At 62.4% G+C, this 20179-nt stretch carries 17 protein-coding genes; 14 read left to right on the top strand and 3 right to left on the bottom strand.

Annotation, left to right across the window (positions count from 1 at the left end; translation table 11 throughout):
• Positions 1-388: 388 nt before the first annotated feature.
• Entirely contained in the window at positions 389-1378 is a 990-nt protein-coding gene (locus tag ABB28_RS09390; RefSeq protein ID WP_057508378.1) for a fumarylacetoacetate hydrolase family protein, read from the top strand.
• A complete protein-coding gene (gene maiA / locus ABB28_RS09395; protein WP_245625317.1) occupies positions 1375-2055 on the top strand; it encodes a maleylacetoacetate isomerase in 681 nt (226 codons plus the stop codon). Before ABB28_RS09390 ends, maiA begins: the two co-directional genes overlap by 4 nt.
• Positions 2056-2135: 80 nt before the next feature.
• Here maiA and ABB28_RS09400 read toward each other — a convergent pair whose 3' ends face one another.
• A complete protein-coding gene (locus ABB28_RS09400) occupies positions 2136-3263 on the bottom strand; it encodes a PilT/PilU family type 4a pilus ATPase (protein ID WP_042613770.1) in 1128 nt (375 codons plus the stop codon).
• Positions 3264-3388: 125 nt separating this feature from the next.
• Here ABB28_RS09400 and ABB28_RS09405 point away from each other — a divergent pair, with 125 nt between their 5' ends.
• From ABB28_RS09405 to ABB28_RS17750, 11 genes are all read left to right on the top strand, one after another.
• Positions 3389-3757, top strand: coding sequence for a DUF4398 domain-containing protein (locus ABB28_RS09405; protein ID WP_057508379.1), 369 nt, complete (start codon positions 3389-3391; stop codon positions 3755-3757).
• Positions 3757-4641: an OmpA family protein gene (locus ABB28_RS09410; RefSeq protein WP_057508380.1), complete on the top strand. Its 885-nt coding sequence runs from the start codon at positions 3757-3759 to the stop codon at positions 4639-4641. Before ABB28_RS09405 ends, ABB28_RS09410 begins: the two co-directional genes overlap by 1 nt.
• Before the next feature lie 325 nt (positions 4642-4966).
• Positions 4967-5212, top strand: a complete 246-nt coding sequence (locus ABB28_RS09415; RefSeq protein WP_057508381.1) for an HP1242/YdcH family protein — start codon at positions 4967-4969, stop codon at positions 5210-5212.
• A gap of 294 nt (positions 5213-5506) precedes the next feature.
• Entirely contained in the window at positions 5507-6877 is a 1371-nt protein-coding gene (locus tag ABB28_RS09420) for a pyridoxal-phosphate dependent enzyme (protein WP_057508382.1), read from the top strand.
• Positions 6878-7003: 126 nt separating this feature from the next.
• Positions 7004-8182: a cystathionine gamma-synthase gene (locus ABB28_RS09425; protein ID WP_057508383.1), complete on the top strand. Its 1179-nt coding sequence runs from the start codon at positions 7004-7006 to the stop codon at positions 8180-8182.
• Between the two features lie 31 nt (positions 8183-8213).
• Positions 8214-8996, top strand: a complete 783-nt coding sequence (locus ABB28_RS09430) for an ABC transporter permease (RefSeq protein WP_057508384.1) — start codon at positions 8214-8216, stop codon at positions 8994-8996.
• 15 nt (positions 8997-9011) lie between these two features.
• On the top strand, positions 9012-9617 hold the full coding sequence (locus ABB28_RS18455; RefSeq protein WP_057508416.1) for an acyltransferase: 606 nt from the start codon (positions 9012-9014) through the stop codon (positions 9615-9617).
• Positions 9601-10848 carry a glycosyltransferase gene (locus tag ABB28_RS09440; protein WP_057508385.1) on the top strand — a complete coding sequence of 416 codons (1248 nt, stop codon included), beginning with the start codon at positions 9601-9603 and terminating at the stop codon, positions 10846-10848. Before ABB28_RS18455 ends, ABB28_RS09440 begins: the two co-directional genes overlap by 17 nt.
• 176 nt (positions 10849-11024) lie before the next feature.
• Entirely contained in the window at positions 11025-12161 is a 1137-nt protein-coding gene (locus tag ABB28_RS09445) for an ABC transporter ATP-binding protein (RefSeq protein WP_245625318.1), read from the top strand.
• Complete coding sequence (locus ABB28_RS09450) at positions 12158-15817, top strand: polysaccharide pyruvyl transferase family protein (protein ID WP_083491987.1); 3660 nt, start codon at positions 12158-12160, stop codon at positions 15815-15817. Before ABB28_RS09445 ends, ABB28_RS09450 begins: the two co-directional genes overlap by 4 nt.
• A 433-nt stretch (positions 15818-16250) precedes the next feature.
• The gene (locus tag ABB28_RS17750; RefSeq protein WP_161809864.1) at positions 16251-17093 is read left to right on the top strand and encodes a glycosyltransferase family 4 protein; all 843 of its coding nucleotides are present in this window, start codon (positions 16251-16253) and stop codon (positions 17091-17093) included.
• A 70-nt stretch (positions 17094-17163) separates the two neighbouring features.
• On the opposite strand, the gene ABB28_RS09465 is transcribed toward ABB28_RS17750, so the two are convergent.
• Both ABB28_RS09465 and ABB28_RS09470 read right to left on the bottom strand, forming a co-directional pair.
• Positions 17164-18102 carry an electron transfer flavoprotein subunit alpha/FixB family protein gene (locus ABB28_RS09465; protein ID WP_057508390.1) on the bottom strand — a complete coding sequence of 313 codons (939 nt, stop codon included), beginning with the start codon at positions 18100-18102 and terminating at the stop codon, positions 17164-17166.
• Complete coding sequence (locus ABB28_RS09470; RefSeq protein ID WP_057508391.1) at positions 18102-18848, bottom strand: electron transfer flavoprotein subunit beta/FixA family protein; 747 nt, start codon at positions 18846-18848, stop codon at positions 18102-18104. Before ABB28_RS09470 ends, ABB28_RS09465 begins: the two co-directional genes overlap by 1 nt.
• Before the next feature lie 257 nt (positions 18849-19105).
• Between ABB28_RS09470 and rfbB the strand changes: the two genes are divergently transcribed.
• Positions 19106-20161: a dTDP-glucose 4,6-dehydratase gene (gene rfbB / locus ABB28_RS09475; protein WP_057508392.1), complete on the top strand. Its 1056-nt coding sequence runs from the start codon at positions 19106-19108 to the stop codon at positions 20159-20161.
• The last annotated feature ends 18 nt before the right edge of the window (positions 20162-20179 follow it).

A 20179-nucleotide genomic window follows, 5' to 3' on the forward strand; every position in this document is an offset into this window, starting at 1 on the left:
AAATGCGCGTGTTCAGGTGCGCGGGGGCGAGAAGCCGCAGCCGGGCGCGCGCCGGGCGGGGAGGCGGGGCGGGGGACGGCAAAGGCCGCATCCTGCGGGCCTCGTTTCGCGCCATCCATGGCGCTCAACGCCCCCGCACCGCCTCCCCGCCCGGCCCTCTGACAGGTTCCTGGTGTCCGCCGGGTGGGCAGCGCCGACGACTACGGTAGGAGCCGCTGCGAACCCTCCCCGCCCGGGCTTCTGACAGGTCCCGTGTGCCCTTCGCGCGTGCGACGGCTGCATCAACGTGGCCGACATACACTGCCTGCCATGCGGCGGCGCAGCTTTCCGGCGTCGCGGGGGTTTGATTACACTTGAAACTTGTTTGCCACCTCAGCCGGATGTGCCCATGAAGCTTGGTTCTTTGAAGGAAGGCGGCCGCGACGGCACCTTGATCGTCGTTTCGCGTGACCTGCAGCACGGGGTGCGTGCCACCGGTATCGCGGCGACGTTGCAGGCGGCGCTGGAAGACTGGGCGCGCACCGCGCCGCGGCTGCAGGCGTTGTCGGAGTCGCTGAATACCGGCGATGCCGATGGGGTCTTCGACATTGATATGCAGGCGCTCGCTTCGCCGCTGCCGCGCGCCTATGAATTCCTGGATGGCAGTGCCTACCTGCCGCACGTTGCGCGGGTACGCCGGGCACGTGGCGCGGAGGTGCCTGACAGCTTCTATACCGATCCGCTGATGTACCAGGCCACCAGCGCGGGTTTCCACGGTCCGCGCGATGCGGTGAAGGTGGTCAGCGAAGACCATGGCATCGACCTGGAAGCCGAGATCGTGGTGATCACCGATGACGTGCCGATGGCGGTCAGCCCGGAACAGGCGGCCGACCACATCCAGCTGATCGGACTGGTCAATGACGTATCGTTGCGCAACCTGATCCCGGGCGAGCTGGCCAAGGGCTTCGGTTTCCTGCAGTCCAAGCCGCGTTCGGCGTTGTCGCCGGTGTTCGTCACCCCCGATGAGCTCGGCGACGCCTGGCGGGACAGCAAGCTGCACCTGCCGCTGGTGACCCATGTCAACGGCACCTGGTTCGGCGCGCCGGAAGCCGGGGTGGACATGCAGTTCAACTTCGGCCAGCTGGTGGCGCACGCCGCCAGGACGCGTCCGCTGGGCGCGGGCACGATCGTCGGTTCGGGCACCATCGCCAACGAGGACACCAGCAAGGGCGCGTCGTGTTTCGCCGAACTGCGCACGGTGGAAACGCTGCGCGACGGCAAGCCGAGTACGCCGTTCATGTCCTTCGGTGACGTGGTGCGCATCGAGATGCTGGATGCGAACGGTGCCAGCATTTTCGGCGCCATCGAACAGCGCATCGAGCAGGCCGCCAAGCCGTGAGTGGCGATGCGGCGCTGGGCGGGCAGGGCGGGATCGTCCTGCATACCTACTGGCGTTCCAGCGCCGCCTACCGGGTGCGCATCGGGCTCAACCTGAAAGGCGTGGCCTGGCAGGGCCACGCGGTGCACCTGGTGCGCGGGGGAGGGGAACAGCATCGCGACAGCTATCACCGGCTGAATCCGCAGGAGCTGGTCCCCACCCTGCAGCATCGTGGGCAGGTGCTGACCCAGTCGATGGCGATCCTGGAATACCTGGACGAGGTGTTTGCCGAGCCCCCGCTGCTGCCGGTTGATCCAGTGGCGCGTGCGCGCGTCCGCGCACTGGCGCAGCTGGTGGCCTGCGATATCCATCCGATCAACAACCTGCGGGTGATGCAGTACCTGGAAGGCCCGCTGCAGCTGGCCGCGGATGCGCGCACGCAGTGGACCCTGCACTGGATGGCCGAAGGGCTGTCGGCGATGGAGACGATGCTGGCCGCCAGCGCCGACACCGGCACGTTCTGCCACGGTGACCAGCCCGGCCTGGCCGATGCCTGCCTGGTGCCCCAGCTGTACAACGCGCATCGCTTCGGGCTGGATCTGGCCGGCTATCCGATCCTGCGCCGCATCGAGGCGGCCTGCCTGGCGCTCCCCGCCTTCGACGCCGCCCGCCCCGAAAACCAACCCGACGCCGCCTGACGAAAAAGGGGACGGAGGGGATTAAGTCGTTTTCAACCGTGTAGGGTCGAAAACGACTTAATCCCCTCCGTCCCCTTTTTTCAGAAGCCGTGCGAGATGGTGGGCTGGCCGGCGGAGAAGTCCGCGTAGGGATCATGCTCGCCGCTGCTGCCTTCGGACAGGCGGAACTTCAGCGCCAGGCCGTCGCGTGAATCGGCCGCGCGCAGCGCTTCTTCGATGTCGACGATGCCGTCCTTGACCATCCGGAACAGGCACTGGTCGAAGCTTTCCATGCCTTCTTCCAGCGAGGCTTCCATGGCCGCTTTGATCTCGTGCACCTGGCCGCGACGCAGCAGGTCGCGGATCATCGGGGTGTTGATCAGCACCTCGGTGGCGGGCAGGCGGCGGCCGTCGTGGCCCTTCACCAGGCGCTGGCTGATGACGCCGCGCAGGTTCAGCGACAGGTTCATCAACACGTTGCGGTGGGCGCTTTCCGGGAAGAAGTTGAGGATGCGCTCGATGGTCTGGTCGGCGTTGTTGGAGTGCAGCGTGGCCAGGCACAGGTGCCCGGTTTCGGCAAAGGCGATGGCCGCCTCCATCGTTTCCGCATCCAGGATTTCGCCGATCAGGATCACGTCCGGCGCCTCACGCATCGCGTTCTTCAACGCGTTGTGGAAGGCGTGGGTGTCCAGGCCGACTTCGCGCTGGTTGACGATCGACATCTTGTGCTTGTGCAGGTATTCGATCGGGTCCTCGATGGTGAGGATGTGCCCGGTCGTGGTGCTGTTGCGGTGGTCGATCATCGACGCCAGCGAGGTCGACTTGCCCGAGCCGGTGGACCCCACCACCAGCACCAGACCACGCGGGGTCATGATGACGTCCTTCAGCACCTGCGGCAGGTTCAGCTCTTCGATGCTGGGAATCCGGCTGCGGATGGCGCGGATGACCATGCCGACTTCGCCGCGCTGCTTGAACACGTTCACGCGGAAGCGGCCGGTGTCGGCCAGGGCGATCGCCATGTTGAGCTCCAGGTCGCGTTCGAACTGGGGCACCTGGCCTTCGTCCATCAGCGAATAGGCGATCTTCTTGACCATGCCCGGCGGCAGGCCGGTGTTGCCCAGCGGGTAAAGCTTGCCTTCAATCTTGATGTAGACCGGCGCGCCGGTCGTTAAAAACATGTCCGAAGCGTTCTTTTCGGTCATCAGCTTCAGGAAGTAGCCGATATCCATCGCGTTTTTCCCCAAAAACGAGTCGCCGACGGCTCAAGTTGCAAGCATGGCATCGGCATGACGACAATGGCCGTGCACAACAACCGGCACGGCCTCCCCAAATGAATCAACGTAGCTTCGCACAAATGCGTCATGGCCTGTATGTGATGGCGTTGGCATTCGCACTCTCCGCCCCGCTCGCGGCGCTCGCCCAGGACGGGGCGCTGGAGCTTTCCCAGGCCCGCCAGGCAGTGGATCGGGCCACCCAGGCAGACGCCGACCAGTACGCCCCGGACCTGATCAACCTGGCCCGGCAAGGGCTGGAGCAGGCCCAGCGTGCCGCCGGTGACCGTCGCGAGCGCAAGAATGCGCCGGCGATGGCACAGCGCGCCGCCGCCGATGCCGACCTGGCCCGCGCACGCAGCGAGGAAGCCACCGCCACCGCGCAGTTGCAGCTGCGCCGCAATGAAGTCAACCAGCTGCAGCGCCAGCTCGAAACCGGGGAAAACCGCTGATGCGCGCACGTTCGATCTATCTCGCCGCCGGCCTGCTGGCCCTGCCGCTGCTGGCCGTCGCCGCCGATGACCCGCTGGTGCTGCAGCTCAACCAGCGCCTGATGGCGATATCGGCCAATCCGGATACGGCCAACCTGGGCGCGTTCGAGCGCATGCAGGCACAGCAGGCGGTCAGCACCTTCAGCACTGCCAAGCGCCGCGACCAGGAACTGACCCGCTACCTGGCCGAGCGCCGGGTGGAGATCGCCGAGACCGCCGTGCGCGCCGCCCTGGCCCAGCGTGAAGTCGACCAGCTGGAGCGGACCCGCAGCGATCTGCTGATCGAGGCGAGCCGTCGCGAGGCCGCGCGTGCCCGGCAGGAGGCCGAGCGCCTGCGCGTACAGGCGCAGATCCAGGCCGAAGAGTCCGAGCGCCTGCGGCTGGCCGCCGAAAGTGAAGTGCTGGCCCGCCAGGACGCCGAAAATGCCCTGACCAGCGTCGCCGGCAAGCAGCAGCAGCGCCTCAGCGCCGCACAGCAGAACGCCGCCAAGCTGGCCCGCGAAGAGGCCGAGCTGGTATCCGGGCAGGCGCTGCCCGCCAGCAAGTTCGATAGCCGCGGTGAAGTTTTCACGCTGACCGGCGATGCCTACGCCAATGGCCAGGCCGCCTTGTCCAACGCGGCGAAGAACCAGGCCAAGGCGCTGGGCGAGTACCTGAACATCGGCCGCAAGGGGCGGGTACGGATCGAGGCCTATGACAGCGCCAATGGCGTGGGCCAGCGACGTGCCGAAGCCCTGCGCGATGCGTTGGTCGGTGCGGGCGTGGCCAGCAACCGGATCCAGGTCGCCGGCAAGAAGGCGGCATCCACCCGCGCGCGCTCGGCTGAGGTGATCGTTTCACCTTAAAGTATTGTTTTCGTTAATAAATGCGCGGCGCGTCTCATCTGGCTGAACCACTCGTCGCTGCATGTGCTCTTTTTGTCGCGTAGGGCTTGAACCCCCCCTCGAGCAAGCGTAGGGTCAATCGTCCGGGACGCATTCCGCGGACCGGACGATGGGAGGGCCGGGCCGATGCAATCTGGGCACGAACCGAAGCAGGCAGACATCCACGGGCCAGTGTGGAATGCCGGACGGAACGTGGCCTTGTGCGCCGACCGTGCCTTTCTTCCCCCGACAGACGCCCCGTGCCGCCAGGCCGGGGCGTTCGTGTTTCTGCTGAAGGAGGTACATCATGTTTGAAGATCAGTCCCAGAGCGAGATCGAGGCCCGCCGCGCGCGCGATCCGGAATTCCGGACCCTGCATGACGAACACCGGAAGTTGAATCGCCAGTGCATGGATGCCGAACTCGGCGTGTTCGCCGTGAGTGATGTCACCCTGGGCCGGATGAAGCGGGAAAAACTGCTGGCCAAGCAACGTCTCCTGCGCATGCTCGAGACCGCCCCGCAATCGCAATCTCAGTCCTCCCCCTCGCATTGACGCATCCGCGCCCCGTCGGGCGCTCCGGCCAGTGATGGCCGTCCTGTTGGCGTGCCACTGAGGCCGCCACCGCCCGGGCACCGCAGGCCGTGGTGCCCGGGCTGCTGCACCCCGCGTTCCCTGTCGCGGGCGGCGTGGACCTCCTCGTCGGTCCATGTCGTCCGCGCCACTTGGCTTCGACGGTTTACGGATGCAGCGGCTGCAACGGCAGGCAAGCAAGGCCTACCATCTTCACGCCCATACAGCGGATAATCCACTGTCCGGCCCTGCGCGGCGCGAATCGAAGTCCCCCGAATGCCCATCCATGCTTCCGTCCTCGACCTCATTGGCCAGACCCCCATCGTCAAGGCCCAGCGCCTGGATACCGGCGTCTGCGAGCTGTTCCTGAAGCTCGAAAGCGCCAACCCGGGCGGATCGATCAAGGACCGTATCGGCCTGTCGATGATCGAGGCGGCGGAAAAGCGTGGCGACCTCAAGCCGGGCGCGACGCTGGTCGAGGGCACGGCCGGCAACACCGGCCTGGGCCTGGCCCTGGTGGCCCAGCAGAAGGGCTACAAGCTGGTGCTCGTGGTTCCCGACAAGATGAGCCGGGAAAAGATCTTCAATCTGAAGGCGATGGGCGCCGAAGTGCGCCTGACCCGTTCGGACGTGGCCAAGGGCCACCCGGAGTACTATCAGGACCTGGCCAAGACCATCGCCGACCAGATCCCGGGCGCCTACTTCATCAACCAGTTCGGCAATCCGGACAACCCGGCGGCGCACGAGTTCGGCACCGGCCCGGAAATCCTGGAGCAGATGGGCGGCGACCTGGATGCGATCGTGTTCGGCTGCGGCAGCTCGGGCACCATGACCGGCCTGTCGCGCGCGTTCTCCACGCTGTCGCCGAAGACCGAGCTGGTGCTGGCCGACCCGGTCGGCTCGATCCTGGCCGAGTACATCAACGACGGCGTGCTCAATGACAAGTCCGGCAGCTGGCTGGTCGAAGGCATCGGCGAGGACTTCCTGCCGTCGATTTCCGATTTCAGCCGGGTCAAGAAGGCGTATGCCATCACCGACGCCGAAAGCTTCCACACCGCCCGCGAACTGCTGGGCAAGGAAGGCATCCTGGGCGGTTCGTCCACTGGCACCCTGCTGGCGGCGGCGCTGAAGTACTGCAAGGAACAGACCACGCCGAAGAAGGTGCTTGTGCTGGTCTGCGACACCGGCAACAAGTACCTGTCCAAGATGTACAACGATTACTGGATGCTGGACAACGGCTTCCTGGAGCGCCCGCAGCACGGCGACCTGCGCGACCTGATCCTGCGTCCGTATGGCCAGCGCGACACCGTGGTGATCGGCCCGAACGACCTGCTGACCACCGCCTACCAGCGCATGAAGCTGTATGACGTGTCCCAGCTGCCGGTCGTCGACGGCGACACGCTGGTCGGCATCGTCGATGAAAGCGACGTGCTGCTGCACGTGTACGGCGATGAAGCGCGCTTCCGCGACACCGTTTCCACCGCGATGGTCAGCAAGCTGGACCGGCTGGACGTGAAGTCGCCGATCGAAGCGCTGTTGCCGGTGTTCGACCGCGGCCAGGTGGCGATCATCATGGACGGCGACACGTTCCTGGGCTTGATCACCCGGATCGACCTGCTGAACTATCTGCGTCGTCGCGTTCAGTAAGGCGACGTTCGCAGATTTTACGTTCTGAATCCGCATTTATCGGCGTCAAAGATCATTAAGGCCACGCTGATAGACTCCCGACCCTTCAATGGCGACCGCCTTGGGCGCCCAGCAGGAACTTCCTATATGTCTGAATCTTCAAAGCCGGCCCACGAGCGCGCCCTGTCGCTCGCCACGCTGGCCATCCACGGCGGCCAGTCGCCGGATCCCAGCACCGGCGCGGTGATGCCGCCGATCTACGCGACGTCGACCTATGCGCAGAGCAGCCCGGGCGAGCACCAAGGCTTCGAGTATTCGCGTACCCACAATCCGACCCGCTTCGCCTACGAGCGCTGCGTGGCGTCGCTGGAAGGCGGTTCGCGGGGCTTCGCGTTCGCCTCCGGCATGGCCGCCACGTCCACTGTGATGGAACTGCTGGACGCCGGCAGCCACGTGGTGGCGATGGATGACATCTATGGCGGCACGTTCCGCCTGTTCGAGCGTGTGCGTCGCCGCACCGCCGGGCTGGATTTCAGCTTCGTCGACCTGACCGACCTGGCGGCTTTCGAGGCGGCGATCACCCCGGCCACGAAGATGGTCTGGATCGAAACGCCGACCAACCCGATGCTGAAGATCGTCGACATCGCCGCGGTTGCGGCGATCGCGAAGCAGCACGGGCTGATCATCGTGGTCGACAACACCTTCGCCTCGCCGATGCTGCAGCGCCCGCTGGAACTCGGTGCAGACCTTGTGCTGCATTCGGCCACCAAGTACCTCAACGGCCATTCGGACATGGTCGGCGGCATGGTGGTGGTCGGTGACAACACCGGATTGGCCGAACAGATGGCCTTCCTGCAGAACTCGATTGGCGCCGTGCAGGGCCCGTTCGACAGCTTCCTGGCGCTGCGTGGCCTGAAGACGCTGCCGCTGCGCATGAAGGCGCATTGCGCCAATGCGCTGGCGCTGGCGCAGTGGCTGGAAACCCAGCCTTCGGTGGAGAAGGTGATCTATCCGGGGCTGACCAGCCATCCGCAACACGAACTGGCCACCCGCCAGATGAACGGCTACGGCGGCATCGTGTCGATCGTGCTGAAGGGTGGATTCGAGGCGGCCAAGCGCTTCTGCGAACGTACCGAACTGTTCACGCTGGCCGAGTCACTGGGCGGGGTGGAGAGCCTGGTAAACCATCCTGCGGTGATGACGCATGCTTCGATTCCGGTTGAGCGGAGGGAGAACCTTGGGATCAGCGAGGGTCTGGTCCGGTTGAGTGTCGGGGTGGAGGAATTGGGGGATCTTATGGTGGATCTTGAGAGGGCACTGCAGTGAGCTACCACAATAACAACGGACGTGTATCAAAATGAGCGCATCCAAATTGCCCGGGTTGATCTACCAGCTCTCGCGTCGGGAGGTCAGTGGGCGGTACAAAGGCTCGATGCTGGGAATTTTCTGGTCGTTCGTAAATCCGCTTCTGATGCTGAGCGTCTACACGCTCTTCTTCTCTGTGATCCTGAAGGTCAGATGGGGCACGCAGCCGCAGAGCAAGTCGGAGTTCGCGGTCCTGTTGTTTGTTGGATTGATCATGCATGGATTCATCGCGGAGTGCATCAACCGCGCGCCGGGGTTGATCACCGGTAACGTCAACTACGTGAAAAAGGTAGTGTTTCCTATCGAGATCCTCCCAATCGTTGCTGCTGGCTCGGCGTTGTTCCATTGGGCCATCAGCCTGTCCGTACTGCTGTTGGCATTGGTCGTGCTCGGGCACGATGTTCCACCGACCTTCCCTCTGATCGTCGTGGTCATGGTGCCCTTGGTCCTGTATGCACTGGGTATTTCCTGGATGTTGGCCTCTCTGGGTGTATACCTGCGCGACGTCAGCCAGGTAGTGGGTGTTTTTACACAGGTACTGCTTTTCATTTCGCCGGTGTTTTTCCCCATCACCAACATTCCTGAGGAATATCGCCCCCTGTTCCTGGCTAATCCCCTTACCACCATCATCGAGCAGGCGCGTGAAGTCGTCATCTTCGGGGATGCTCCGGACCTGCAGGCGCTAGGGCTGCAAACGCTGATCGGCGCCACGGTATGCCTTTTGGGCTACTTGTTCTTCCGTCGCACCCGTCGCGGTTTCGCCGACGTTCTTTAAGTGAGCGCGATCTCAATGAAAAAGCTCAAGGTTTGGCTGCTCCATCAGCGGTTTTTCTATGTGTTGATGGGGCTGAAGTACTACGTCGGGAACAATATCGTGGCGCGCTTCCCGAATGAGCGCCTGCGCGCGATGTATCTGCGCAGGGTAATGAAAGTCGCGGTGGGCCAGGATACTCACGTAAGCATGCGCTGGTTCGTCACCGGATATCCGGTCCGCGCCAATGTGACCATCGGCAATAACTGTGTGATAAATCGCGAGGTCTATCTCGATGGCCGGGTTGGCGTGCATATCGGGAACAACGTCAACGTTTCATTCCAAACCTGCATCCTGAGCCTGCATCACGACCACAATTCTCCGGACTTCATTGCGGTGGGGTCCGCGGTGACCATTCAGGATCACGTATGGATAGGGGCGAGGGCGACGATCCTCCCGGGAGTAACGGTCGGTGAAGGCGCAGTCATCGCGGCTGGCGCCGTCGTTGCACGCGATGTTCCTGCCTACGATGTCGTCGGTGGCGTACCTGCAAAAAAGATCGGCGAAAGAAATCGCGACATACGCTATCTGACAAAATTTTCGCCATATTTCGACTCGGATATCTTCGATGAAACCGCAGGCTAATAAGCAGGTTCTTGTATTCATGCTGGCGCCCCCCTTGCCTGCAGTAGCGGGCGGCGACATATATGCAGTGAACGCGTTGACTCCCTTCTCTGAAGATGTCGATTACCACCTGTTCTGCTACATCGGTGGAGAGGCCGATATCGCCAAGGTGGAAAGGCACAAGGACGCCTATGCGGCCGTGTTCCGCTCGGTACATCTGGAGCCGCGGCCGCTTATGCCCTTCCAGATGCCGAAGCTCGCGAAGGGCATCAAGTTGGCTTGGCACGCGCTGCAAGGGCTTCCGTTCATTGATGCGAGCTATTGCAGTCGCTCTGCCGTCGCCGCAGCGCGCCGCTTGGTGAAGCAGCATCGCATCGATGCGCTCGAGATCAACTCAGCGCACCTGGCCTTCTTCCGGAAATTCCTCCCCTCGATTCCAGGTGTGTTGGTCAGCCACAACATTGAGGCCGACATCTTTCCATTCTGGATGCCCGCTGGATTCCGCGGCTGGAAGGCCCACTTCATAGAGTGGGTAGCCGGCCGAAGCCGGAAGGCTGCGAAGGACGTTGAGCTCGACAATGCATTCGGCTTCAGCGCGATGACCTTCATCTCATCCCACGACATGGCACGGGTAACTGCGGACGTGCCCAAGTATCTTATGCCGCTTCACTTCCCGCTTGACGGGGTTGAGTACGCACAGAAGCCTGCGTCGGTCTTCAATGTCCTTTGGATGGGCGGATTTGGCTGGTATCCCAACGCGGAAGGGGTGAAATGGTATGCCAATGAAGTCCATCCGCTCATCTGTGACGTGTTGGAGGAGTCCGGCATCGTGCTGCATTTCTGCGGCAGCAATCCCCCTGAAGAGTTGCGTGCGCTGCATGACGGCAGCAGGGTCCAGGTCCATGGCTTCGTCGAAGACCTGAAGCCGATCCTCGACGATGCGCATCTCCTCATCGTGCCTCTCCTGTCTGGAGGCGGCATCAGGGTAAAGATCGTAGAGGCGATGTCGGCCGGGATTCCAGTACTCAGCACGAGCAAAGGCTGTGAAGGAATCGGTGCAACGGACGGCGTGGACATCCTCGTCGCAGACAACGCTATCCAGTTCGCCCAAGAAATTCTGGCCTGTGCAAAAGACCGCGGCCGGATGGCCCGGATTGCAGAAGCTGGGCTCGACCTGATGCGCCTGCGGTACTCAGAGCAGGCCAGCCTTGATGCAAAGCGAAGTGCCTACCAAGATGCCGGAGTGATGTAATGACAAGTTCAAGCGACATTGCAGTCCCGCCGGTAGTATCGGTCCGAGGCATCAGCAAAACGTTCCGCATCTTCGACGCACCAGCACATCGGCTGCTGCTTCCGCTTCTCAACCGAATCCGGCGCGTATTCGGAATTGCCCCGCGGCCGGTTCGCGTTTTCCGAGCATTGGACAACGTGAGCTTCGAGATCGCACCCGGCGAGACGGTAGGCATCATCGGACGTAATGGCAGTGGCAAGTCGACCCTGCTGCAGATACTCGTGGGAACTCTACAGCCCAACGAGGGTGAGGTCATGGTAAAGGGCCGTGTCTCAGCGCTTCTTGAGCTCGGTGCGGGCTTCAACCCGGAGTTCAGCGGCCGCGACAATGCGTATCTCGCTGGAGCGATCATCGGGCTGTCGCGAGCGGAGATGGATAGCCTGCTTCCGCAGATCGAGAAGTTCGCAGATATCGGGGAGTTCATCGAACAACCCGTCAAGACCTACTCATCCGGCATGTATGTCCGGCTGGCATTTTCTGTAGCGATACATGTATCGCCGGACATCCTCGTGGTAGACGAGGCGCTTGCCGTGGGCGACACCGCCTTCCAGACGAAATGCCTGACGAGAATTCGGCGCATGCAGTCGGAAGGGGTCAGCATCATCCTGGTGACGCACTCTACGAACACGCTGCTGGAGTACTGCGATCGCGGCATCTATCTGCGGCGCGGAGAGATGGTGCTGGATGGTGCGTGTCGCGATGTAGTGAAGCGCTACGCCGATGATCTGGTTGACGAAGAAGGTGGGGCGGTAATTTACGCCGATGACTCCATCACCGTTGCCGAGCCGGCCGATGAGGATCATCCTCAGAGTCGGGCGATCGCGCTCAATGCCGATGGCCCTGCAAGCGAGATAGTCGAGGCATCCATTCTGGACAGCAACGGCCAGGGGCGTACGACGTTCAGCAATGGAGACCAGATCGTGGTCCGAGTCGGCATCCGCGTGCATCGCCGCATTGAGGCTCCCTGCTTCGGCGTGCAGATCAAGAGTGTGGATGACATTGCGCTGTGGGCGGGTACCACGCAGAACATGAGTCTGACACCAAAGGCGTTGGAGCCAGGCAAGTACGAGTTCAGCTGGCGACTCAAGTTGGACATGACCGGAAACCGATATGTGATCGCCTTGGGCATTGGTGATATCGACAGTGGCGAGTATCACCGGCACAGTCGAGTTCCTTACGCCGGTCATATCGATGTACTTCCGGAGCCACATTCCGGCCACGGCTGGCTGGCCCCCAAGCCGCAGTTCAGTGATCCGAAGAGGTTGGCACGATGAGCGCCGCTGCTCGCGTGCCCAAATTCCGCGCACTTGCCATCGGCTTCTATGGTGCGCCTAACGTGGGTGACGAAGTGCTGCTCGATGTCCTTGTCCATCGAGTGCATGAACTTGGAGGGGAACTGGTCGTAGCAAGTATCGATCCGGGCATGACGCGCAGGATGCATGCGGTCGAATCCATCGAGTTCGCGAACATCGGCGCAGTCGGCCGGACGCTGCTTCATTGTGACGTGCTCATCATGGGCGGTGGGGGCATCTTCCAGGACCATCATCCTTTCAATCTTGATGCGCTCTATCTGCCCTATTTGAATGACATCAGCGGCTATGCGCGTCCGATGCTGCTGGCGCGGCAGCTAGGCGTGCCCGTCGTTGTGTGGGGCCATGGAGTGGGTCCCCTGCGACAGAGTGAACCGCGTGCCTTGGTTCGTGACTTGTTCGAGAGTGCGTTCGCGGTTTCAGTGCGTGACGAGGCTTCGCTGGCGCTGCTCAGGGAGATTGGTGTCGGACGTCCGGTCGAGGTCGCCCCTGATCCAGGTTGGCTGTTCGCCAACTACCACCCCTTGCCGGTACGCGCTTCATTGGATGAATCGCCAAAGGTACTCGCGCTGGTATTGCGCGAGTGGGAGAAAGGCATCTGGAAGCCCCAGCTGATCGAGGGACTGCGTCGCGCGGTTCCGGCGAACTGGTCTATTCAGTGGATTGCGTTCCAGGCCTATACCGAGGGTAGCGGCGCGTTGTCTGACCTTCCCTTGATGGAAGAGCTTCGCGCGCAGATGGGTGACCGTCCACTGGATACATTGGAGACACCTGAAACTCCGGAGGATGCTTGGGAGCTGTTAAGTCGCGCCGATGCGGTGTTCTCGATGCGACTGCACGCCAGCGTGCTTGCGCTGCTCGCTGGACGTCCTACCTGCGGGCTGGAGTATGACGAGAAGCTTGCCCATGCACACGATATGGCCGGCGTCCCCGCCACTCTCCGGCTTCGGATCGGGGATACCGCCGAGAAGTTCGAGGCATCCATCAGGCTGATCGTTGCTGCGGACTGGGCGCCCAGTCGGACGCGCATCGCTGGTATCGCTGCCGATGCCCGTCGACACCTCGGATTGCTTGATGGCTGCCTGGCGCTTCCGAAGCGTGAAGTGACCTTCGACGCGGGGAAGATGGACTGGCTTTCGGCATGGCTGCAGCAGTCGCTACGCGAGATGGAGGATGTTTCCGAGCGGAGTCGACTGGCGCACGAACTGCTGGCGTACCGCGACCTGCAGCTCGCCAGCCGGGATGATGAAGTACGTTTGCAGGAGCAGGCGACTGCGCAAGCGCAGGAAGCCCTGCTTGAGAAACAGGCATTGATTGAAGAGAGTGACGCATCCGTTGCCGCAATGCGTGGCGAGAACGCGCAGCTTAGCGAGCGGGTAGGCGCTCTGATGCGAGCGATGGAAGATAGTGGACGCGTGGTGGAGGAAGTCCGTGCCCAAGCCCGCGAAGACGTACGAAGCGCGAACGAAAGGAATAGGACAATGATGGACCAGTTTGAGGGAAGGTTGAAATCCATCGAAGAGAAGCTTCGTGCATCCGAGGTGCTTCTTGCCGATACGCGGGATGAACTTGACCAGAAAAATGCCTACGTGCAGGACAAGGAAATCTATATCGCGATGTTGCGCCAGGAGATCAATGAACTACAGGCCAGTCTGGAAGCCGCCCAGGCCGAGGTAGTAGAGGCGCGCGATCTCTGGCGCAGGGTGCGCATTGGCGGACAGATCCTCCGACGCGACCTGCTCCGGCTAGCGGCAGCACCTTTCAAGCTTGTCACGGTCTGGCGGCGCTATGGGCTTCGGGTCGCGCTTCAGCAGATCCCCCGACGCGTGAAGGAACTTGGCTCCCAGACAGCGGATGGGGCGGAGGCGGCAGCCGTCCCCACTGGGCCGATCGCTGTTCGGGCCCTGCGCCGCGAACGACTGCTGGTGCTTGGATCACGTGCGCTGCATCCGGACGGCTGGCCCACAAGGGCGTTGGAGTTGACCAAGGCGGGTGAGCGTGCTGGCTTCCATGCGCGGATATGCTGCCTTGATGAGCAACTGCCTCCAGCGGGTGTTGAAGTGGAAATGCATCGGCTGTTCATCGACGAGGCCGGTTGGCTGAATGATGTGCGAAACGAAACAACGCGCGTTCTTCTCGCTGATGCATCGGAGCGTGCTATCGACCTTGCCGCCTCTGCGCACGAACGCGGTGCCGAGATCATCCTTGACCTGCAGGAATTTGGAGCGCAACCAGCATCCCACCCGGGCTGGGGGCGACTACAGACGATCGTGTCGCATGCGTTCCAGGCGAGCAGCGTGGCGCCAGGCATCGACATCGAGGTCGTGCAACTGCAGGAGGCGGCAGACAACGAGGTATTCGATTCTTACAAGACCTATCCGGCTCCTGTGTCCTACAGCAAGAATCGCGGCAATGTCCTGATACTCGATTATTCAGGCCAGGCCGATGGCGTGGTGGAGGACATCCTGGCTGCCAGCCATAATGTTCACGTGCACGTTCGCGGACGTGTGGCTCCGGCTGTTCACTCGGACCGGGTGAAGTTCGAAACGCAGGTCGAGGGTTCGAGAGCGCTTGCGCCGCTGTTCGCACACGCTGCGACGGTTGTGGTGCTGGGTACCGATGAAGTTAGCGCGGCAACACGCAGGCGTGCGGTTCTTGCGGCTCTGCTGTTGGAAAAGCCCGTCCTTGTCAATGATTCGTCCCTCCACGTGGATTCGACCAACCTGCATCTGATTGATGCATCGCAATGGCCTGCCCACCTCGCACTGCAAGGGAACGAAGATTACCCGCACATTTCCGCGAACACTTGGCTTCGCCGGGTCGAAAGCCTGATGCGTCCTGCGTACCCAGAGTCAGTGAGCGCTGTGGTACTGATCCACAACAACCGTCGCATCGTTGAACGCTGCATCCGGACGCTGCTCGACCATGCGGGCAACTGGTTGAATGAGATCGTGGTCGTGGACAACCAGTCCTCAGATGGTGGACCGGAGCTTGTCGAAGAACTGTTTGGCGGGCATGACAAAGTCAAACTCGTACGAAACAGCGAAAACGGTTGCTCCTCCGGACGCAATCTGGGGGTCAAGAACGCTACGGGTAAATACATCGCTTTCTTCGATTCAGACCAGTGGCTGACATCTCCCACCTGCTTCCCGGAAGCGGTTTCCATCTTGAATCTGGAAGAAGGTGTTGGCGCGATCGGTTGGAACGCGGGCTGGTTCGATCCGCACAGGGACGACCTGGGAGGACCGATTTCAGATTACATACCCAATAGGGGCATGAATGCAGAAGCGCTGGCCACCGGTTATCGGGATGACATCGGATTCTTGGGCACCAGTTGCATGTTCATGACGAAGGAGCTGTTCGAACGCATCGACGGCTTCGATACCTTCTACGATCCGACGTGTTTCGAGGACACCGACATCTGTTTCCAGATCAAGCGCGCCGGGTATTCTGTCGCGTTCCGTGATTTGGCGGGCGTGCGACACCAGCCACATCAGACAACTGGAGCCAGCGAAGGAAGCGAGCGTTACAAAAAACTTTTCAACCGCAATGCAGCCTACTTCAAGGACAAGTGGCGAGGGTTTCCCGAGTTCTTCGTCGATCTGAAGTCCTGGCATTGAGCTGCAGGTCGACAGGTTGATGGTGCATCAATTCAGAACTTGGCTGCTTGAATCTGTCCTGGCTGTTGCGCCGACCCTTTACGGGCGGTACCTGGGCAAGGGGCGTGGGGCGGCGACGCCCCCACCCCCCTTGGAATCGACACGATCAGCGCGCGGCACGGTGTTGGTCATTGACCAGGACTTCCCCGAGCCTGATCGCGATGCAGGATCCCGCGCGATTGCAAGCTTCATCGGTCTCATCCAGGACTGTGGACATCCGGTTACTGTCTGGGTGGCATCCACGTCGCCTTCTGAGCGCGGACGGCGGCACCTTGTCGAGAAAGGAGTCCATTGCGTCGCGCGTTCGGAGACTGGGGGCTTGGATGACTGGCTGGCGCAGTCCAATACGGCACCTATATTCGCTTGCGTGCTAAGCCGCCCTCTGGTTGCTGCCATGCACCTGCCTACGGTACGAAAGCATTTCAATAAGACCTGCCTCTACTACGGACACGATATCCATCACCGCCGGCTGCAGGCTATGCGAAGGACTTCTCGCCTGACTGCTCGAGCACGTTGGGAACTGTGGGTGCTCCGCCGGGTGGAGCAGCGCCTGTGGCGGGATGTGGACGTCATACTTTACCCCTCTACCGAAGAGGCGAAACACGTCAGGCAGTGGCTGGACGACCGCAGAATGCGTGCCATCGTAGAGGCATTTCCGCTTTGGACCTTCAATCCTGCCAGCGTCGATATCCCTCCGCCGGATGGCCGCTCCGGCCTGCTGTTTGTGGGAAGCATCGCCCATGCACCCAACGTGGACGGGCTTGATTGGTTCATCGGTGACGTAATGCCGATGCTGGAGCCGCTCGGTGGCGCCGCACGACTCCGTATCGTTGGATCGGGTATGGACTCATACGTACCTCCGCGCGCTGACCTGCAGCTCACGGTCATGGGGCGAGTGGATGACTCAGTGCTTGAACAGTGCTATGCCTCCGCCCGTGTAGTAGTGGCACCGCTGCGTTTCGGAGGCGGCGTAAAAGGCAAGGTCGTGGAGGCAATCGCACACGGTGTCCCAGTCGTCATGACGCTCGCAGGCGCACAAGGCCTCGATGGAATCGAGCGGCTGTTGCCAGTAACGGATGACCCGGTCAATTTTGCCTTCGAGATCGGTCGCCTGCTTCGAGATGATGAAGTTTGGCTGTCGGCAAGCGTCAATGCGCGTGCGCTTCTGGCACAGCGATTCGATCACGCGGGGACTCAGCAGCGTCTGGGCGAGTTGCTGGCCGGCCGGCCCCTGTGAGTGGTGCCTAAGCGCCCACTGCATGGTGCGAGGCATTCTCTGCGTCACACCATGCAGTGGCGTTGTCCTGTCAGAGCGCGCTTTCCAGCTCCGGCAGCAGGGTAAACAGATCCCCCACCAGCCCGATATCGGCGATCTCGAAGATCGGCGAATCCGGATCCTTGTTGATCGCGACGATTGTCCCCGCATCCTTGATGCCGGTCAGGTGCTGGATGGCGCCGCTGATGCCAATCGCCAGGTACAGCTCCGGTGCGATGATCTTACCGGTCTGGCCGACCTGGAGTTCATTAGGCACGTAACCGGCATCCACTGCGGCACGCGAGGCACCGACGGCCGCACCCAGCTTGTCCGCCAGCTGGTAGATGACCTTGAAGTTCTCTTCCGAACCGACGCCGCGGCCGCCGGAGACCACGCGCTTGGCGCTCTGCAGGTCAGGGCGGTCGCTGCTGGCCGCAGCCAGGCCGACGAAGCGGGTATGCGTCGGCAGGGTCGCCTCTACGCTCAGCGCTTCTACGCTGGCGCTGCCGCCTTGGGCGGCTTCAGGCCAGGAGGCGCTGCGCACGGTGGCGACCACGGTCTGGTCGGCCGGGGCTTCGACGGTGATGATCGCATTGCCGGCGTAGATCGGACGCTTGAAGGTGTGGCTGCCCTCCACCGTCATCAGGTCCGACACCTGGGCGACGCCCAGCAGGGCGGCCACGCAGGGCATCAGGTCCTTGCCGAAGGTGGTGGACGGGCCGAACACGTGGCTGTAGCCGGCGGCGGCCTTGGCGATCTGCGGTGCAAGCACCTGCGCGATCGGGTTGGCATTGGCGGCATTGGCCACGGTCAGCACCTTGCTGACACCGTTGATCTTCGCTGCTTCGGCAGCCACGGCGGTCGGATCGGCAGCCAGCACCAGCACGTGCACCTCGGCGCCGCTGATGGCGGTTGCCGCGCTGACGGTCTTGGCGGTGGCAGCGTTGAGCTTGCCGTCGTGGTGCTCGGCGATGACGAGAATCGTGCTCATTACAGCAACCCCTTCTGCTTGAGTGCGGCCACCAGTTCGGCGGCATCCTTGACCATCACGCCCTTGCTGCGCTTGCCCGGCGCGGCATAGGTGGTGGTCTTCAGACCATCCACGGCTTCAACGCCGAGGTCGGCCAACTGCAGGGTTTCCAGCGGTTTGGCCTTGGCCTTCATGATGTCGGGCAACTTGATGAAGCGCGGCTCGTTCAGGCGCAGGTCGGTGGTGACCACGGCGGGCAGGTCCACTTCCAGCGTTTCCAGGCCGGCATCGACTTCACGGGTCACCGTTGCCTTGCCCTCGGCGATCTCCAGCTTGCTGGCGAAGGTCGCCTGCGGCCGGCCCCAGATCGTGGCCAGCATCTGGCCGGTCTGGCTGGCGTCGTCATCGATGGCCTGCTTGCCCAGGATGACCAGGCCAGGCTGTTCTTTTTCGATCAGCTTGAGCAGCGCGCGGGCGGCGGTGAGCGGCTGGACGGCCTGGTCGGTGACGATATGGATGGCGCGGTTGGCACCCACGGCCAGGCCGTTGCGCAGGTGTGCCTGGGCGTCGGCCGGGGCAATGGTGGCGACGATGACTTCGCTGGCAATGCCCTTGTCGCGCAGGCGCAGGGCTTCTTCCAGGGCGATTTCATCGAAGGGATTCGGCGACAGCTTGACGCCGTCGGTCACCACGCCGGAACCGTCCGGCTTGACCTGTATGCGGACGTTGTAGTCCACCACGCGCTTGTATGCGACGAGGATTTTCATCTGGTACGGGGTCCTTCACTATCGGGGGTCGTCCGGCCCTCGCAACAGCGACCGGTTCGGGGGTGGGACCCTGATTCTAACTGGCGTTTGGCAACCATGCGAATGCGTATGGTGGATGCTGGAAATGCTGCAATGCCGCATGCGCTACATGTTCATTCCCCGGAGACGCTTTCCTTCGAGGCCCGTTGTATCCTTTGCAGCCGAATGCCCGGGCCAGGGAGGCTTGGAAATTCATCTGACTGAAAGGAGAACACGTAGTGCCCACATGGCTTGTCACCGGGGGCGCCGGATTCATTGGCGGTAACTTCGTCCTCGACGCAGCAGCCCGCGGCGTGAAGGTCATCAATCTTGATGCCCTGACCTATGCCGGCAACCTGAAGACCCTGAGCAGCCTGGGAGGCAATTCGAACCACGTCTTCGTGGAAGGCGATATCGGTGACAGTGCGCTGGTATCGCGCCTGCTGGCCGAACACCAGCCGGATGCGGTGCTGAACTTTGCCGCCGAAAGCCACGTCGACCGTTCCATCGACGGCCCGCGCGCCTTCATCCAGACCAATGTGGTCGGCACGCTCGGTCTGCTGGAAGCGGTGCGCGACTACTGGAAGGCGTTGCCGGCGGAAAAGGGCACGGCGTTCCGCTTCCTGCATGTGTCCACCGATGAGGTATACGGCACCCTCGGCGAGACCGGCAAGTTCAGCGAGACCACTCCTTACGCGCCGAACTCGCCGTACTCGGCGTCCAAGGCGGCCTCGGACCATCTGGTGCGCGCGTTCCACCACACCTACGGGTTGCCGGTGCTGACCACCAACTGTTCGAACAACTATGGTCCGTACCACTTCCCGGAAAAGCTGATCCCGCTGGTGATCGCCAAGGCGCTGGCCGGTGAGCCGCTGCCGGTCTACGGCGATGGCAAGCAGGTGCGTGACTGGCTGTTCGTATCCGACCACTGTGAAGCGATACGCACCGTGCTGGCCAAGGGCCGCGTCGGGGAAACCTATAACGTCGGCGGCAATTCCGAAAAGCAGAACATCGAAGTCGTGCAGGCGATCTGCGCGCTGCTGGATGCGCGTCGTCCGCGCGAAGACGGCCAGCCGCGCAGCAGCCAGATCACCTATGTCACAGACCGCCCGGGCCATGATCGTCGCTATGCGATCGATGCGTCCAAGCTGAAGGACGAACTGGGCTGGGAGCCGGCTTACACGTTCGAGCAGGGCATCGGCTTCACTGTCGATTGGTACCTGGACAACCAGGAATGGGTGAACGGCGTGCTTGACGGCAGCTACCGCCTGCAGCGCATCGGCACCGCTGCCTGAGCCCACAAGGACCCCTTA

Source organism: Stenotrophomonas chelatiphaga (assembly GCF_001431535.1).
GTDB lineage: Bacteria > Pseudomonadota > Gammaproteobacteria > Xanthomonadales > Xanthomonadaceae > Stenotrophomonas > Stenotrophomonas chelatiphaga.

Excerpts from the sequence above, each read along its gene's own strand:
- ABB28_RS09390 (WP_057508378.1), top strand. The coding sequence starts at position 389 with ATGAAGCTTGGTTCTTTGAAGGAAGGCGGCCGCGACGGCACCTTGATC.
- ABB28_RS09400 (WP_042613770.1), bottom strand. The coding sequence starts at position 3,263 with ATGGATATCGGCTACTTCCTGAAGCTGATGACCGAAAAGAACGCTTCG.
- ABB28_RS09405 (WP_057508379.1), top strand. The coding sequence starts at position 3,389 with ATGCGTCATGGCCTGTATGTGATGGCGTTGGCATTCGCACTCTCCGCC.
- ABB28_RS09410 (WP_057508380.1), top strand. The coding sequence starts at position 3,757 with ATGCGCGCACGTTCGATCTATCTCGCCGCCGGCCTGCTGGCCCTGCCG.
- ABB28_RS09415 (WP_057508381.1), top strand. The coding sequence starts at position 4,967 with ATGTTTGAAGATCAGTCCCAGAGCGAGATCGAGGCCCGCCGCGCGCGC.
- ABB28_RS09420 (WP_057508382.1), top strand. The coding sequence starts at position 5,507 with ATGCCCATCCATGCTTCCGTCCTCGACCTCATTGGCCAGACCCCCATC.
- ABB28_RS09425 (WP_057508383.1), top strand. The coding sequence starts at position 7,004 with ATGTCTGAATCTTCAAAGCCGGCCCACGAGCGCGCCCTGTCGCTCGCC.
- ABB28_RS09430 (WP_057508384.1), top strand. The coding sequence starts at position 8,214 with ATGAGCGCATCCAAATTGCCCGGGTTGATCTACCAGCTCTCGCGTCGG.
- ABB28_RS18455 (WP_057508416.1), top strand. The coding sequence starts at position 9,012 with ATGAAAAAGCTCAAGGTTTGGCTGCTCCATCAGCGGTTTTTCTATGTG.
- ABB28_RS09440 (WP_057508385.1), top strand. The coding sequence starts at position 9,601 with ATGAAACCGCAGGCTAATAAGCAGGTTCTTGTATTCATGCTGGCGCCC.
- ABB28_RS09450 (WP_083491987.1), top strand. The coding sequence starts at position 12,158 with ATGAGCGCCGCTGCTCGCGTGCCCAAATTCCGCGCACTTGCCATCGGC.
- ABB28_RS17750 (WP_161809864.1), top strand. The coding sequence starts at position 16,251 with ATGCACCTGCCTACGGTACGAAAGCATTTCAATAAGACCTGCCTCTAC.
- ABB28_RS09465 (WP_057508390.1), bottom strand. The coding sequence starts at position 18,102 with ATGAGCACGATTCTCGTCATCGCCGAGCACCACGACGGCAAGCTCAAC.
- ABB28_RS09470 (WP_057508391.1), bottom strand. The coding sequence starts at position 18,848 with ATGAAAATCCTCGTCGCATACAAGCGCGTGGTGGACTACAACGTCCGC.